At 61.4% G+C, this 15,913-nt stretch carries 13 protein-coding genes and 2 pseudogenes; 9 read left to right on the top strand and 6 right to left on the bottom strand.

Annotation, left to right across the window (positions count from 1 at the left end; genetic code table 11):
- Positions 1 to 163: 163 nt before the first annotated feature.
- On the bottom strand, positions 164 to 889 hold the full coding sequence (locus NKI59_RS10895; protein WP_352449669.1) for a LuxR family transcriptional regulator: 726 nt from the start codon (positions 887 to 889) through the stop codon (positions 164 to 166).
- Positions 890 to 1,188: 299 nt separating this feature from the next.
- On the opposite strand from NKI59_RS10895, the gene NKI59_RS10890 reads away from it, so the two are divergent.
- From NKI59_RS10890 to NKI59_RS10860, 7 genes and pseudogenes are all read left to right on the top strand, one after another.
- Positions 1,189 to 2,862 (top strand): ABC transporter substrate-binding protein, encoded by a 1,674-nt coding sequence (locus tag NKI59_RS10890; RefSeq protein ID WP_352704122.1) that lies wholly within the window; start codon positions 1,189 to 1,191, stop codon positions 2,860 to 2,862.
- Positions 2,863 to 2,969: 107 nt separating this feature from the next.
- Positions 2,970 to 3,998, top strand: coding sequence for an ABC transporter permease (locus NKI59_RS10885; protein ID WP_352704120.1), 1,029 nt, complete (start codon positions 2,970 to 2,972; stop codon positions 3,996 to 3,998).
- Positions 3,998 to 4,972, top strand: a complete 975-nt coding sequence (locus tag NKI59_RS10880; protein ID WP_352704118.1) for an ABC transporter permease — start codon at positions 3,998 to 4,000, stop codon at positions 4,970 to 4,972. The genes NKI59_RS10885 and NKI59_RS10880 overlap by 1 nt, the downstream gene beginning before the upstream one ends.
- Positions 4,962 to 5,987 carry an ABC transporter ATP-binding protein gene (locus NKI59_RS10875; protein ID WP_352449666.1) on the top strand — a complete coding sequence of 342 codons (1,026 nt, stop codon included), beginning with the start codon at positions 4,962 to 4,964 and terminating at the stop codon, positions 5,985 to 5,987. The genes NKI59_RS10880 and NKI59_RS10875 overlap by 11 nt, the downstream gene beginning before the upstream one ends.
- Positions 5,984 to 6,976, top strand: a complete 993-nt coding sequence (locus NKI59_RS10870; RefSeq protein WP_352704115.1) for an ABC transporter ATP-binding protein — start codon at positions 5,984 to 5,986, stop codon at positions 6,974 to 6,976. Before NKI59_RS10875 ends, NKI59_RS10870 begins: the two co-directional genes overlap by 4 nt.
- A 102-nt stretch (positions 6,977 to 7,078) precedes the next feature.
- Entirely contained in the window at positions 7,079 to 7,966 is an 888-nt protein-coding gene (locus tag NKI59_RS10865) for a branched-chain amino acid ABC transporter permease (RefSeq protein WP_352704113.1), read from the top strand.
- Between the two features lies 1 nt (position 7,967).
- Positions 7,968 to 8,945 (top strand): annotated as a pseudogene (locus tag NKI59_RS10860) (branched-chain amino acid ABC transporter permease).
- Positions 8,946 to 8,964: 19 nt separating this feature from the next.
- Here the strand turns inward: NKI59_RS10860 and NKI59_RS10855 are convergent.
- The 5 genes and pseudogenes from NKI59_RS10855 to NKI59_RS10835 all read right to left on the bottom strand — a co-directional run bounded on the left by NKI59_RS10855 (position 8,965) and on the right by NKI59_RS10835 (position 12,995).
- Positions 8,965 to 10,140 carry an ABC transporter ATP-binding protein gene (locus NKI59_RS10855; RefSeq protein WP_352704110.1) on the bottom strand — a complete coding sequence of 392 codons (1,176 nt, stop codon included), beginning with the start codon at positions 10,138 to 10,140 and terminating at the stop codon, positions 8,965 to 8,967.
- Entirely contained in the window at positions 10,133 to 10,609 is a 477-nt protein-coding gene (locus NKI59_RS10850) for an extracellular solute-binding protein (protein WP_352704108.1), read from the bottom strand. The genes NKI59_RS10855 and NKI59_RS10850 overlap by 8 nt, the downstream gene beginning before the upstream one ends.
- A 559-nt stretch (positions 10,610 to 11,168) precedes the next feature.
- Positions 11,169 to 11,276, bottom strand: a pseudogene (locus NKI59_RS10845) (twin-arginine translocation signal domain-containing protein); the annotation flags it as partial.
- Positions 11,277 to 11,298: 22 nt separating this feature from the next.
- Positions 11,299 to 12,120 carry an ABC transporter permease gene (locus NKI59_RS10840; RefSeq protein WP_352704106.1) on the bottom strand — a complete coding sequence of 274 codons (822 nt, stop codon included), beginning with the start codon at positions 12,118 to 12,120 and terminating at the stop codon, positions 11,299 to 11,301.
- Complete coding sequence (locus NKI59_RS10835; protein WP_352704103.1) at positions 12,117 to 12,995, bottom strand: ABC transporter permease; 879 nt, start codon at positions 12,993 to 12,995, stop codon at positions 12,117 to 12,119. Before NKI59_RS10835 ends, NKI59_RS10840 begins: the two co-directional genes overlap by 4 nt.
- Before the next feature lie 248 nt (positions 12,996 to 13,243).
- Here NKI59_RS10835 and NKI59_RS10830 point away from each other — a divergent pair, with 248 nt between their 5' ends.
- Both NKI59_RS10830 and arfA read left to right on the top strand, forming a co-directional pair.
- Positions 13,244 to 14,170, top strand: coding sequence for an ArsR/SmtB family transcription factor (locus NKI59_RS10830; RefSeq protein WP_352455343.1), 927 nt, complete (start codon positions 13,244 to 13,246; stop codon positions 14,168 to 14,170).
- A gap of 184 nt (positions 14,171 to 14,354) precedes the next feature.
- A complete protein-coding gene (arfA, locus tag NKI59_RS10825) occupies positions 14,355 to 15,866 on the top strand; it encodes an arabinosylfuranosidase ArfA (RefSeq protein WP_352704102.1) in 1,512 nt (503 codons plus the stop codon).
- Positions 15,867 to 15,913 lie beyond the last annotated feature (47 nt).

Raw genomic sequence — 15,913 nt, 5'->3', positions numbered from 1 at the left:
CCGCATCATGGCGCGGCAGGAGCCACTTTGGTGCACCCCTCCCAAGCCTTGTTTGCGGCCGACGGTACTAAGCGGCTCGGCGCATTTACAGCTAGCACTATTTATAGGTTCGCCGGTTATAGGTTTGCCCGAGGCAAGGCCGATCGCCCGCAGGTCGCGAGCCTCAATGCTCCGGTTCGAGCAGCCGGTAATGGGCGGCGAGCGCGATGGCATGGAAGCGGTTGCGCGCGCCAAGCTTTCGCGTCGCCGCGTTGAGGTGCAGCGTTGCGGTAGGCACCGCGCGGCCAATCTCACGCGCGACCTGCTTGGCCGTCAGTCCGGCAGCGGCCAGGCGCAGGCACTGACGTTCGCGCGACGTCAGATGGACATGTTGGCAGGTGCGGATTCCGGCGTCGAAACCGGCGTAGGCGGAGTCATGCAGCAGATGACCCAGATCTCCGATCGCGGCGATCAAGGGTCTGGCTTCGAGCTCGAACCCGGCCTCCGGATCGGCACGGATCGCGGTGAAGGTGGCGAGATCGCCGCCGGCAAGGCGAATGGGTACGGTGACGCCGCAGGTCATCCTGGTGTCAAGCAAATAGCTGACCACAGGATCGTGCTTGGACTGGAGCACGCGCTGCATGACGGTGCTCTGAACGCCGCTGTGCGACCAGAGAAACGGTCTCGATACGGTGAGCGCGGCCTCCTGCACCGGGTCAAGCTGATAATATCCGCCCTTGCACCAGAGATCCTGCATGTCGCGCGGCACGTTGCGCAGAGCCATCAACGAGGGCGTGATAAGCTCGCCCTTGTGACTGACCGGCACGGGCGTATAGTCGTAGATGAATGCGGTGAAACCGATGGGCTCCAGCACCTCCGTTGCCACCGCCATGGCAGCGTCGATGCTCATTCCGGTTTGGAACCGGCTCTCTAGATCGCCTGGAAGGCTTTGCATCGGGCAAGCTTACCCGCTGATGATTGCTTGTCAAATAGCCATGTCGGCCGGCTGCTCAACAAATAGGCGGGGATAAGCCTGTCCGACCCTATCTATCTTAATAGCTATCCCGTCCGGCTTCGCTCGCCGTAGTCTTTTGCGATTGGGCCAAGTAGCGGACACCGTTCACAAACCCAGACTGTTTCAGCCGCGCAATGGTCGATCGACCGGGTTCAGCGCGGCAAAAGCCGACGCGCCTCCATGAGGGAACAAATATGCGACCCCAAAAAGCATTTGCAGCGTTGATACCCTGCCTGGCTCTGCTCGGCGTGACCATGATGTCGCCGGCAAGCAGTGCCTTGGCCACCGAGGGCAAGCCAGGCGGCACACTCCGATTGCTGGCCAATGCCGCGGCAGGCACCGCCGATCCGCACATCAACTACACGCTGCAGTATTTCCAGATCAATTATGTCCTATACGATGGCCTGGTGACCTACAAGAAGGCCGGGGACAAGACCGGCTTCGAAGTCGTCGCGGACCTGGCGGAAAGCCTCCCGCAGGTCGAGAACGGCGGCAAGACCTACATCTTCAAGCTGCGCAAGGGCATCAAATTCGCGGATGGCACGGATGTCACCACGAAGGACGTGGTGGCTTCGTTCCAACGCATCTTCAAGATCAGCGGGCCGACGGCCGGGACCTTCTACAAAGGCATCGTCGGCGCGGATGCGTGCTTGAAGACGCCTGCGACGTGTACCCTCGAAGGTGGCCTGTCGGTCGACGACGCGGCCGGAAACATTACCTTCAACCTGGCCCAGCCGGATGCCGAGTTCCTGCAGAAGCTGGCTGTTCCGCATGCGTCGATCCTGCCGGCGAGCGCGCCGCTGAAGGACGCCGGCACCGATCCGATTCCGGGCACCGGACCCTACATGATCGCCAGCTACGATCCCAACAAGCTGATGAAGATTGTGCGCAACCCTCATTTCAAGGAATGGAGCAAGGAAGCGCAGCCGGCCGGATATCCGGACGAGATCGACTACGAATTCGGCCTAACCGACGAGGCGGCGGTGACCGCTGTCGAGAACGGCCAGGCGGACTGGATGTTCGACCCGCCGCCGTCCGACCGTCTCGCCGAACTCGGCACCAAATATGCCAAGCAGGTCACCGTTCATCCGCTGACGGCAATGTGGTATGCGCCGATGAACACCAATCTGGCGCCGTTCAACGACATCCGCGTTCGCCAGGCCGTGAACTTCGCGATCGACCGCGCCGCGATCGTCAAGCTCTTCGGCGGCAGCAATCTGGCGCAGCCGGCCTGTCGGATCCTGCCGCCGGGCTTCCCGTCATTCGCAGCCTATTGCCCGTTCACCGCCAATCCAGGTGAGAAGTGGTCGGCGCCGGATATGGACAAGGCCAAGCAATTGGTCGCTGAAACGGGAACCGCAGGTCAGGAGGTGACGATCATCACCGAGGACACCACGGTCTCCAAGGCGATCGGCGTCTACCTGCAGGATGTGCTCAACCAGCTTGGCTACAAGACGTCGGTCAAGCCGATCTCGCAGAACATACAGTTCACCTATATCCAGAACACCAATAACAAGGTGCAGATTTCGATCTCGCAATGGTTCCAGGATTACCCGGCGCCATCGAATTTCCTGCAGGTCTTGTTCAGCTGTGCCTCGTTTACGCCGGGCTCCGACGCCTCGGTCAATATTTCGGGGCTCTGCGACAAGTCGATCGACGCATCGATGGACGAGGCAGAGGCAGCCACCATCGCCGATCCGGCCAAGGGCGCGACACTCTGGACCGCCATCGACAAGGCTGTGACGGACAAGGCTCCGGTCGCTGTCCTGTTCACGCCAAAGCGCGTCGATGTGATCTCTTCCAGGCTGAAGAACTTCACCTTCAGCCCGCAATTCTACTGGATTGTCAGCCAGTCCTGGGTGGAATAGCCGACCGGAGCCAATGCGACGGAGTGCCGCTGGCTCTCCGTCGCATTTCCTTTTCCGGCGGATCAGCGCATCTTCCAGGCCGCGATTTTTCCCAGGCAATCCTGTTCATGGTCAATGTCATTGCGGACCAGCCTGCCATCCCGGTTCGCCGGGCCACCGATGGCCCGTGGCGCACCGCTTGGCGCAAGCTGAAAGGCGATCGTTCGGCAATATCTGCCTTCGCCGTGCTCGTCGTCATCGTGATCGCCTCGCTCGCGGCGCCGCTTTATGCGCGATACGTCTCCGGCACCGATCCATTTGTGACCAATCTCAATGGCGAGATCGTCGTCGATGGGGTGACCCAGCCGGTGCTGCAGCCCTCCACCGAAGGCCTTGGCCTCGGCATGACGCCGGTCGGGCCGACCTGGCGCATCGGCCCCTATATGCTCGGTGCCGACAACCAGGGCCGTGACGTCGCGGCGCGGCTGCTCTACGGCGGACGGGATTCGCTGTTGATCTCGGGTGCTGCAGCCGTGCTGTGCCTTGTCCTCGCGACATTCCTGGGGGTCGTTTCCGGCTTCTTCGGCGGCATCGTCGACATCGGCCTGTCGCGCATTCTCGACGTGCTCTGGGCTTTTCCGATTTTCCTGTTGGCGATTTCGTTGTCGATCGTGCTGATTGCGCAGAGTATCCAGATCGGTCCGTTCGAAATCCGCTCCGGCAGCCTGTGGCTACCGGTCTTCATCATCGGCATCGTCTATGTGCCCTATGTGGCGCGGCCGATCCGCGGCCATGTCCTGACCTTAATGCATGCCGAATTCGTCACCGCTGCGATCGGCCTTGGCGCATCGCCCTGGCGCATCCTTTTGCGCGACATCATGCCCAATGTGGTGACCCGCATCATCGTTTTCGTGCCGTTGATCCTGGCGCTCAACATGATGACGGAATCCTCGCTGTCGTTCCTGTCGATCGGCGTGCAGCCGCCGGATGCCAGCTGGGGCACGATCATCCAGGACGCCCAGGGCCTGCTCTATTCGCGGCCGGTCGTGGCACTGGCGCCGGGGCTAGCCATTGTGATCACGGTGCTGGCCCTAAACATTCTGGGCGACGGCGTGCGCGACGTGCTCGATCCGAAATCCTCGCCGAGGGGCGTCTAGTGGTTGCCGCGCTCGGCTTCCGGCTTGGCCAGATGGTGCTGGTTATGTTCGGTATCAGCGTCGTCGCTTTCCTGATCTTCTTTGCGACGCCTGGCGCTGATCCATCGGCGCGCATTGCCGGCCGCAATGCTTCGCAAGAGACGCTGATCCAGGTGCGCCACGATTTCGGTCTCGACCGGCCATTGCCGGTGCAATATGGGCTGATGATGAACCGGCTTTTCGTCAGCCGCGATCTCACCTCCTTCGTCAATCGCGGGCAGCGCGTCATCCCGACCGTGATAAGCGCCATTCCCGTGACGCTGTCGCTGGTCGGCGGCGCGGCAGTGCTGTGGGTGCTCGGCGGATTGATCGTCGGTGTGATCGCAGGCGCAACGCGCGGTACATTCATTGATCGCGCGCTGATGATCCTGAGCCTGGTAGGCGTGTCGATCCCGGTCTTCTGGCTGGGCGAGGTCGCCAACCTGCTGACGCAAAGCCGCTGGCACGACAGCTGGCTGTTTTCCTGGGTTCCTCCGCTCGGCTACATCCCCCTGACCGAGAATCCCTGGGGCTGGTTCAAGGCGCTCGTCATTCCGTGGTTCACGCTGGCAACCCTTTATGTCGGCCTCTACGGCCGGGTGCTGCGGGCAAGCCTGATCGAGATGATGCAGGAGGATTTCATCCGCACCGCCCGAGCCAAGGGGATCGGCGAGCGGCGGGTGGTGCTGCATCATGGCCTCAGGACCTCGCTGGTCGCATTTGTTACCATGTTCGGCCTCGACTTCGGTGCCCTGGTCGGTGGCTGCGCGCTGCTGACCGAAGTGGTCTTCGGACTGCAGGGCGTCGGAAAACTGACCTACGAGGCGCTGCAGACGCTCGATCTGCCGATGATCCTTGCCACGGTGATCTACGCCGCCTTCTTCGTGGTGATGGCAAACTTCGTCGTCGACGTGGTCTTCGTCTTCATCGACCCGAGGGCTCGCGATGTCGGCTGATGCTCCTCTTCTGGTGGTCAAGGACCTCACCGTCTCCTTCCGCAGCGACGAGGGCCTGGTGCGCGCGGTGGGAGGTGTTTCGTTCTCCGTCGAGCAGCGCGAGATCGTCGGTGTGGTCGGCGAATCCGGTTCGGGCAAAAGCCAGACCTTGCTCGCCATTATGGGGTTGATCGACAGCCCCAACGCTATCGTCTCCGGTTCCATCCGTTTCATGGGACAGGAGCTGATCGGGCTCAAGCGGCGTGCGCTCGATGCCATTCGCGGCCGCCAGATCGCGATGATCTTCCAGGATCCGATGTCTGCGCTCACCCCGGTGCATACGATCGGCAACCAGATCGGCGAGCAGGTCCGCGCGCATGAAAAAGTGTCGGCGAAAGCGGCACGGGCGAGGGCCGTGCAATTGCTGGATGCGGTCGGCATCGCAAATCCGGATCGGGTCATCGACAGCTACCCGCACCAGCTTTCCGGCGGTATGCGCCAGCGCGCGGTGATTGCCATGGCGCTCTCGTGCAACCCGGCGCTGCTCGTCGCGGATGAACCGACTACAGCCCTCGATGTTACCGTGCAGGCGCAGATCCTCGAACTGATCGGACGATTGCGCGACCAGTTCGGTTCCGCTGTGATCCTGGTCACGCACGATCTTGGCGTCGTCGCCGAAGTCGCGGACCGGGTACTGGTGATGTATGGCGGACGCTTTGTCGAGGAGGGCGGCAAGAGCAGCGTGTTCCGGGCGCCGCTGCATCCCTACACGTGGGGCTTGTTCGGCTCGATCCCGCCGATGGAGGGACCACGTTCAGCCCGGCTCGCTGCCATTCCGGGAATTCCGCCGTCGCTCTCCAACCTGCCGAAAGGCTGCGCCTTCAGCCCCCGCTGCGCCTTTCGCCATGACGCCTGTCTGGTTCAACTGCCGATCATGCAAGGCGAGAGGCATCGCGCCGCGTGCCTGTTGCCGGAGCCTACGCGCAGACAATTCGCTGCCCAGAGGCCTGGCGGCGTGGTGGAGATGCAACGATGAATGCCATGCCACGCGAACGTCCGCTGCTTCGTGCCGGCGACCTGTCGAAGCGCTATAGCGTCGGCCGCTCGATCTTCCCGGCGCAGCGCCGGACCGTGCATGCGGTTGATACGGTGTCGCTCGACATCTGGCCCGGGGAGACCCTCGGCATCGTCGGCGAGTCCGGTTGCGGCAAATCCACGGTTGGCCGGTGTCTGGTGCGTCTGACCGAAATCAGCTCGGGGTCGCTGGAATTCGAGGGCCGCGACATCAGCGACGCCTCCCAGCGCCAGCTTCGTCCGTTGCGGCGGCAGATGCAGATGGTCTTTCAGGATCCCAGCGCTTCGCTCAATCCGCGCCGGCGGGTCGGCGATCTGCTGGCCGATCCGTTCCGCATCCATGAACGCCTCTCGGCATCGGAAATGGCGGACCGCGTGGCCGAGCTCCTGCGCCGGGTCGACTTGTCGCCCCAGCACGCATCGCGCTACCCGCACGAATTCTCCGGCGGCCAGCGCCAGCGTATCGGCATCGCCCGCGCGCTGGCGCTGCGGCCACGGCTGATCGTGGCCGACGAGCCGGTCTCGGCGCTCGACGTGTCGATCCAGGCGCAGATCGTCAATCTGCTCGCCGACCTGCGCGAGGAGTACAACCTGACTTATGTGTTCATCGCTCACGACCTTTCCGTGGTGCGTCAGATCTCGAGCCGTGTGGCGGTGATGTATCTGGGATCGATCGTGGAGAGCGGGCCGACCGACGAGGTCTTTGCGGCGCCCAGACATCATTACACCGCGGCGCTGCGTTCCGCCGTGCCGATACCCAGCATCGACCGGGCGCGGCGCGGCCGGCTGGTGCTCAAGGGTGACCTGCCCAGCCCGATGAGCCCACCCTCAGGGTGCCGGTTCCATACCCGTTGCCCAGCTGCCACCCCGATCTGCCGCAGCGACCGTCCGCTTCTCCAAAGCATTGGCGAGGGCCGCCTGGTTGCTTGCCATCATCCAGCCGGCGGTTGACGAGGGAATTCTCGTTCAGCGATATCGGATCAGGACCGTTCAGCCGTAATCGTCGCTTCGGCGAGAATAGAGGCCGATCTGGACGCCGCACGATCCGACGCTATGACGATGATCTTCGGAATACCCGTTCAGGCATTCCTCGGCCAATTGCTGGTCGGCCTCATCAACGGCTCGTTCTACGCAATGTTGAGCCTGGGCCTGGCTGTCATATTCGGCCTGATGCGCGTCATCAATTTTGCCCACGGCGCGCTCTATATGCTCGGCGCCTTCGTCGGGTACCTGCTTCTCACCCGGTTTGGCATCGGCTACTGGCCGGCTCTGATCCTGTCGCCGCTGATCGTCGGCGGCTTCGGCGTCGTGGTCGGGCGCCTGGCGCTGTCGAGGCTTTACGACATCGACCCGCTCTACGGGTTGCTTTTCACCTTTGGCCTCGCGCTCGTGCTCGAAGGAGTGTTCCGTTACTACTATGGCGTATCGGGAAGCCCTTATTCCGTGCCGCCGCTGCTCTCGGGAGGAACCGATCTCGGCTTCATGTTCCTGCCTAATTACCGCGGCTGGGTAGTGGTCGCCTCGATGATCGTCTGTTTTGGCACCTGGGCGCTGATTGAGAAGACCAGGCTGGGCTCCTATCTGCGGGCGGCGACGGAGAACCCCGGGCTGGTGCAGGCTTTCGGCGTCAACGTGCCGTTGCTGCTGACCCTCACCTACGGCCTCGGCGCCGCTCTTGCCGGGCTTGCGGGGGTTCTCGCCGCGCCGATCTATCAGGTGAGCCCGCTGATGGGATCTGACCTCATCATCGTCGTCTTCGCCGTCGTCGTGGTCGGCGGCATGGGATCGATCCTCGGGGCGATCGTCACCGGTTACATGCTTGGCCTCGCCGAAGGCCTGACCAAGGTCTTCTATCCCGAAGCCTCCAATCTGGTGGTCTTCGTCATCATGGCAATCGTGCTTCTGGTCCGGCCAGCCGGCCTGTTCGGAAGGGATGCCTGAGATGGCCGAACTGACACTTCGCGAGACGTGTGCCAAGAATTCGGCACGGCTTGAATGGGCGCTGGTCGGGCTCGGCATCCTGGCGCCGCTGGTGGCGCCTTTCTTCGTCTATCCGATCTTCCTTATGAAGATGCTGTGCTTTGCGCTGTTTGCCTGCGCGTTCAACCTTCTGCTCGGCTACACTGGGCTGTTGTCCTTCGGCCATGCGACATTCTTCGGCGGGGCGGCCTATTTCACCGCATACGCGGTCAAGGTCTGGGGCTGCCCGCCGGAAGCGGGCATCCTGCTCGGTGTCCTGGGAGCTGCGCTGCTCGGCCTTGTGATGGGCTTCTTTGCCATCCGCCGGTAAGGCATCTATTTCGCCATGATCACGCTGGCGCTGTCGCAGATGTTCTTCTTCTTCTGCGTGCAGGCGCCGTTCACCGGAGGTGAGGACGGCATCCAGGGCGTGCCGCGCGGCAGGCTGCTTGGAATGCTCGACCTGAACGTCTCGATCAACATCTATTATTTCGTACTGGCAGTCTTCCTGATCGGCGTGTTCGCCATCTGGCGCATCATCAACTCGCCTTTCGGCATGATCCTGCGTTCCATCCGGGAAAACGAGAGCCGGGCCATTTCGCTCGGCTATTCCGTCGCCAACTACAAGCTGGCGGCTTTCGTCATGTCGGCAACATTGGCCGGGCTGGCCGGCGCGCTCAAGGCGATCGTTTTTCAGTTTGCCACGCTCACCGACGTCACCTGGCAGATGTCGGGCGAGGTGATCCTGATGACGCTCCTCGGCGGCATCGGCACCATGGCCGGGCCGATCATCGGCGCCAGTCTGGTCGTCGGCCTGGAAAACACGCTCGCCACCTCGAACTTTCCGGTGACCATCGCCACTGGCCTGACCTTCATGGTCTGCGTGCTGGTTTTCCGGCGCGGTATTGTCGGTGAGGTCTATGCGCGGTTTCTCGGGCCAAAGGGTGACGCGAAAGACTGAACGGCTCAGTTCCGCCTCGCTAGGCGATGCGTAAGCCTTGCGCGTCGAGAAGCACGCAGCCCAGCGGGTCGAAGCAGACATCGACCGCTTCGCCTTCACGCAGCGGCTGGCCGTCGATCACCGTGTTGGCGCGCACCAGCGTGCCGGCGCCGATGTCGATCTCGTAGACCGCATTGCCGCCGAGATAGGAGGTCGAGACGATCCGTCCCGCCAGCCTGTTGGCAGCACCGGCGGTACCGACGGTAAGCTTCTGCGGGCGAACGACGACGGTGACCGCGCTGCCGGTCGCGAGCGCCTTCGGCGCGGCCGCCTTTACGACATGGCCGCTGGCCAGCGCGATCGTCGCCATCTTGCCGTCCATCACTGTCACGCTGCCGGGCAGCATGTTGGCCTTGCCAAGGAAATTGGCGACGAATGCGGTGGCCGGCTGGTCATAGACCTGCGCGGGGGAGCCGATCTGCTCGATCAGGCCGGCGTTCATCACGACGATATGGTCGGACATCGACAAGGCTTCTTCCTGGTCGTGCGTCACGAAGATAGCGGTGATGCCCGTCTCCCTCTGGATTTTCTTGATCTCGACGCGCATGTCCTCGCGCATATTGGCGTCGAGCGCCGACAAGGGCTCGTCCAGCAGCAGCACTTCCGGCTCGAAGACGATGGCGCGGGCCAGTGCGATGCGTTGCTGCTGGCCGCCCGAGAGCTGCGACGGCAGCTTTGTCTCACTGCCGGGCAGCCGCACCATATCCAGCGCCTTCTTGACCCGGCGCACGATTTCCGGTTTCGGCACGTTTCGGTATTTCAGGCCGAATGCGACGTTGTCGAAGACGTTCTTGTGCGGAAAGAGCGCGTAGTTCTGGAACACCAGACCAATGTTGCGTTTGTAGATCGGGATGTCGTCGACCCGCTTTCCGCCGATCGAGATCTGGCCACTGGAGATGTCGACCAGGCCCGCGATCGAGCGCAGGATCGTCGTTTTGCCGCACCCGGACGGCCCCAGCAAGGTGACGAAACTACCTTTGCGGATTGCCAGTGAAAAATCGCGCACAGCGGCGAACTTGCCGTAGAAAATATCGATGTCGCGAAACTCGACCGCAGGCTTTCCTGTCGGCTGCCGCTCGCTCTGGGCGAGCGGGTCGCCATCAGCCCCGGCCGAAGCCGGCCGGGGCTGCGGGTCGTGGCTGTTGTCGTCATGCACCTTTCGACACCCTGTCCCATTGCTTGGTCCAGGCGTCTTCGTTCTTCGCCCAGTAGAGCGGATCGGCGAAGGTCAGCGATTTCATCGATCCAGTCGGGTCGAAGGCCGGAAGCGCCGCGATCCTGTCGGTCAGCTTCACCTTGGTCGGGTCAAGCGACGGCGGATAGCTCTGGCCCTCGGCGACGGCGATCGACGTGGCCGGATCCAGCATGAAGTTGATCAGTTCCTCGCATTCGGCCATCGGCGAACCCTTGAGCACTAGCATATCCTCCATCCACGCGTATGAGCCGGCAGGGTCGAGATAGCCGATCGGCTGGCCCTGCTGCTGCAGGGCGGCGACACGTCCTGACCAGGCATCGGTGACGACGATCTCGTTGCGCGAAAGGAGGTCCATCAGTTCCGCGCCGGAACTCCAGAATTTCTTGGCCAGGTCGCGGGTCTCGCGAACCTTGGCCCAGACGACGTCCATGTTCCTGAATGTTGTTGGGGTCCTGTTTCGTCTGCAGCGCCGCATACCAGACGCGCGTCGTCATATCGGCGTAGCCGCCGATCTTGCCGGCATATTTCTTGTCGGTAAGCAGGTTGGCGCCCTTTTCCTTGGCTTCCTCCGGCGAGATGACCTTGTTGTTGTAGGCGATGCCGGTGGTGCCGTAATCATATGGCACTGCCGACAGCTTCGGCGTGATCTTGCGGAACGGCTCGATCATGGCGGTCAGGACATTCGCCATGTTCGGAATGTTCGCCTCGTTGATCTCCGAATTGAAACCGCCATTGACGTATTTGATGTAGTAGTTGACGCCGGAAGAATGGACGATCTGGAAGTCGCCTGGTTTCGACGTCTTGATTTTGGTGATGATCTCGTTCTCGTCGCCAAAGGTGCCCTGGACGACCTTGACCTTGGACTTGGCGGTGTAAGGCTGGAACGCGTACTTATCGATCGCCTCCTGCACCACGCCGCCCCATCCGTCGAAGCGCACTTCCGAAACCGCGGCCAGCGCCCGTCCCATCCAGGGCATGGAAAGCCCGGTGGCGGCGGCAGCGGCGGCCGTCAGCGTCAGGAACGATCGGCGGCTGATGTCGCCATTGGCATAGCGTTCGTTGAGCCGTTCCAGTCGTTTGGTGGTTGTCAGTTTCATTTCCATTCTCCCATTTTCATTTTCACTTGCCTGCCTTGAACCAGGTGAGGCTTTGCAGGACGAGCCCGCCAGCCAAGGGAATGCCGACCGTCAAAAGGATCATGACGGTTCCGAGCGCGTTCACCTCGGGGCTGATCGAGATCTTCAGCATCGAAAGGATTTGCGTCGGCATGGTCTCGACGCCCGCCGGCCGCCAGAACAGGCTGGCCGAGGTGTTGTCGAACGAAATGGTGAAAGCGAGCAGAACACTGGCAAGCACTGCGGGAATGAGCAGCGGCAGCGTGATTTCGCGGAACGTCGACACACGCGGCGCCCCGAGCGACAGCGCCGCCTCCTCATAGGAACGTTTTATGCCGACCATGCGCGCCTGGACGATCAGCACCACGTAGGGGAGCGTGAGCAGAATGTGGCCGAGCACCAGCAGCGTCATGCTGCGCGGCTGGTCGACGGCTTTGATCATGACCAGCAGGCCGACGCCGAGTATCGTTTCGGGGACCAGCGCGGGAAGAATGACAAGCGTGTTGATCGCCTGCTTGCCACGGAACTCGAAGCGCACCAGCGCCAATGCCGCCATGATGCCGAGCAGCGTCGTCACCGTTGCCGTCACCAGGGCAATCCACATCGATGCCCGGAAGGCGTCGAGAACCGGCTCGTTGGTGAGCAGCTTTTCGTACCATCGCAGGCTGAAGCCGGTGAGGGGAAAGCCGCCGAACATCGAGGCGTTGAAGGAAAGCACGACCGTGGCGAGGATCGGCGCAAACATGAAGACGTAGACGCACACCGTGATCGCGCTGGTCAGCCGCCACGCCCATCTGCCTTCGCGATCGGGATGATCCGCTCTCATGCACTGAGGCCCTTCATGATCTGCGATAGGCCCATATAGCGGCTGTAGGCGGCCGCGGCCGCGCCGAGCAGGACGAACAGGACGATGGAAAGCGTGGCGCCCATCGGCCAATTGAGCTGCCCCATGATGGTGTCGTAGATCAAGTTGCCGAACAGCGCATCGCGGCTGCCGCCGAGCAGCTGCGGCGTCACATAGGAGCCGGCCGCCAGCACGAAGCAGAGCAGCAGCCCGGCGCCCAGCCCCGGCATCGATAGCGGCAGGGTCACTTCGCGAAACGCCTGCGCGCTGGTACAGCCCATCGAGCGGGCGGCGGCGATCAGCGTGCGGTCGGTGCTTTCCAGGCTGACATAGACGTTCAAGATCATATAGGGCAGCAGAAAATGCAGCAGCCCCATGATGACGGCGCCCTCGGTGTAGAGCATCGGCAACGGCTCGTTGATAACCCCCAGCCTGATGAGCACGACGTTGATCAGCCCCTGTTCGCCGAGAATATGGATCCACGAGAATGTCCGGATGGTGAAGCTGATCCAGAACGGCACGATGAGCAGCAGCAACAACAGCCATTTGTGCCTGAAGGTCGTGGCCCAGATGAAATAGGCGGGGAAATAGCCAAGGATCGCGCAGATCACAGCGGTGATGGCGCCGACGCGAACGGTCTTCCAAAGAAAACCGTGATAGTAGCTGTCGGTGAGGAATTCCTTCCAGTTGTCGAAGGTCAGCACCGCCGACTCCACCCCCGCGGTGACGAAGGTGAAAAACGTGTAGACCGTCATGATCGCGATCGGCAGCAGCAGAAGCAGGGTAAGCAGTAAAAGCACAGGCGCGACGAGGACCCAGGCCAGTCGCTGATCGTATAATTTCCACCCTTTGGTCACGACCCGTCCAACCACTTTATGTGCAAGCCGCCATCACCGGGCTCGGCTCCGGACTAGATTGGGCGATCGGCGTTCAGGTGTCCACTCTGCATATGGCTCCTGCACAAATTCTGTGCAGGCCACCGCGCGACCCTCGCCCTGCCGGATTCAACAAATTGCCCGGCGTTCCGCCTGCACATTGATTAAATCAGATATCCCGATATACAGGGTAATTTCGGATATAGATTTTACATGGGCCGGGCAATTTCATGAGTCGCAATTTTCTGGTGATTGAACCTGAGGAAGGCATTGCCGTGCTCAAGGGGCTTGCCTCCTCGGCGCGGATCTCGATGCTGAAACTGCTGCATGAGAAGGGGCCGATGAATGTCAACGAAATCGCCGCCGTGCTGTCGCTTCCGCAGTCGACCGTCTCGACCAACATCCAGGTGCTGGAGGATGCGGGGCTGATCCGCACCGAGAACCTGAAAGCGAAGAAAGGCAGTCAGAAAATCTGTTATCCGACGGCCGAAGAAGTGCTCGTCGTGTTCAAGAGCGAATATCGTGCGGTCAAGAACGACGCGATCGAAGTGTCGATGCCGATCGGGCTTTATACCGGCTTCGAGGTTACCGCGCCCTGCGGCCTTTGTTCGCCGGACGGCATCATCGGTCTGCTCGATGTGCCGAACACTTTCCTCGATCCGGACCGCATGAAAGCCGGTCTGCTATGGTTCACGCGCGGTTTTGTCGAATACCAGTTCCCCAACAATGCCAAGCTCGCCAATGCGGAGATCACCGGACTCGAAGTTGCGATAGAGCTGTCTTCGGAAGTGCCGGGCACCAGCGCCGATTGGCCCTCGGACATCACGCTGACGATCAATGGCGTCGATGTCGGCACCTGGACGTCGCCGGGGGATTTCGGCGACAAGCGCGGCGTCTTCACGCCCTCCTGGTGGAAGCTCAAGGGCTCGCAATACGGTAAGCTGAAGAACTGGCGAATTGCCAATGACGGCACCTATGTCGACGGCCTCAGGATTTCCGAAACCGGCCTCGCCGCACTCGATCTGAAGAGCCATCATTCAATCCGCGTCCGTATCGGCGTCAAGGACGACGCCAAGCGCCCTGGCGGGATCAATATTTTCGGCAAGGGCTTTGGAAATTACGATCAGGACATCCTGCTCAGGATCAAAACTGGTTGATATCATGAAACCGGGTTCTGAAGATAACGCAGCAATTTCAAGTATCTGGCTTTCTGCTGTGCCAAAGCGTTCGTCTAATTGTCCAACATTTGGGTATTTTGGCTTGACGAAGGGCTGCCAATTCCTCTTTGATATCGGGCAAGATGATTTAAATCATCGTTTGTGATATCGATGGGAGGAATGCATGAAGGCAGCCGTTACGGCTCATCCGCATTATGTCGTCTCGGAAATCGATCCGAGGCTCTACGGATCCTTCATCGAGCATCTGGGGCGGGCAGTTTACACCGGCATCTATGAGCCCGGCCATCCGACAGCGGATGCCAGCGGCATGCGTCAGGACGTCATCGATCTCGTCAGGGAACTCAATGTTCCGATCGTCCGCTATCCCGGCGGCAATTTCGTCTCGGCCTACAATTGGGAAGACGGCATTGGCCCCAAGGAACAGCGCCCAGTGCGCCTCGACCTCGCCTGGCACACATCGGAAAGCAACGAAGTCGGCCTGCATGAATTTGCCGATTGGTGCACCTGCACCAACACCGAGATGATGCTTGCCGTCAATCTCGGCTCGCGCGGCCTCGATGAAGCCCGCAACCTGCTGGAGTACGCCAACCATCCCGGCGGCAGCAAATGGAGCGACAGGCGCATCGCCAACGGCCGCAAGGAGCCGTTCGACGTCAAGCTCTGGTGCCTCGGCAATGAAATGGATGGCCCCTGGCAGATCGGCCACAAGACCGCGGACGAGTATGGCCGGCTGGCGCATGAGACGGCCAAGGCCATGCGTGCCTTCTCCAAGTCACTCGAGCTTGTGGTCTGCGGCTCTTCGAATGCCAAGATGCCGACCTACCCTGAATGGGAAGCGACGGTTCTCGACCATACCTACAACGAGGTCGACTACATCTCGCTGCACATGTATTTCGACAACGAAGCCAACGACGCTCCGAACTATCTCGCCATGAGCGAAAAGCTCGACGACTACATTGTCTCGGTCGCCGGCGTCATCGAGTATATCAAGGCCAAGAAGCGCTCCAACAAGCAGGTCTACATCTCGTTCGACGAATGGAACGTCTGGTACCATTCCAAGGAGCAGGACAGGAAGATACTCGGCGGCAGCAACGGCTGGCCGTTCGCCCCGCCGTTGCTCGAAGACATCTATAATTTCGAGGATGTGCTGCAGGTCGGCCTGATCCTCAACACCTTCATCCGCCGCTCCGATGTCGTCAAGATCGCCTGCCTGGCACAACTGGTCAATGTCATCGCGCCGATCATGACCGTTCCGAATGGCCCGGCATGGCGACAGACGATTTTTTATCCCTATCTGTTTGCTTCTAACTATGGTCGCGGCAATGCGCTGGATCTCAAGGTGGAAAGCCCGACCTACAAATCCAGCGTTGCGGGCGACGTCGCCTATGTCGATGTTGCCGGCGTGCACGACAGGCAAACCGGCCACGTCACCTTCTTCGCCGTCAACCGCCATTCGAGCGAGGCAATCGAAACAGTGGTCGACCTCACCGGCTTCGGCGCGGCGGAGATCGTCGATCACCAGGTGATGGCACACGCCGATCTGAAAGCCGTCAATTCGGCCGAAAACCCTGGCAATATCGGCCCCAGGAAGGGTGAGGGCGCCTCGCTCGCCGGCGGCAAGCTGAGCCTGTCACTGCCCGCCTATTCCTACCAGGTCATACGCCTGAGGCTCTGAGTTCAGGCGGATCATCGAGAAAGCGCAAACGCTGAGGAGGAGCGTCG

Source organism: Mesorhizobium sp. M0598, assembly GCF_040320865.1.
Lineage (GTDB): Bacteria > Pseudomonadota > Alphaproteobacteria > Rhizobiales > Rhizobiaceae > Mesorhizobium.
Note: the sequence above shows the minus strand (reverse complement) of the source record. Positions and strands in the feature narration are given on the sequence as shown.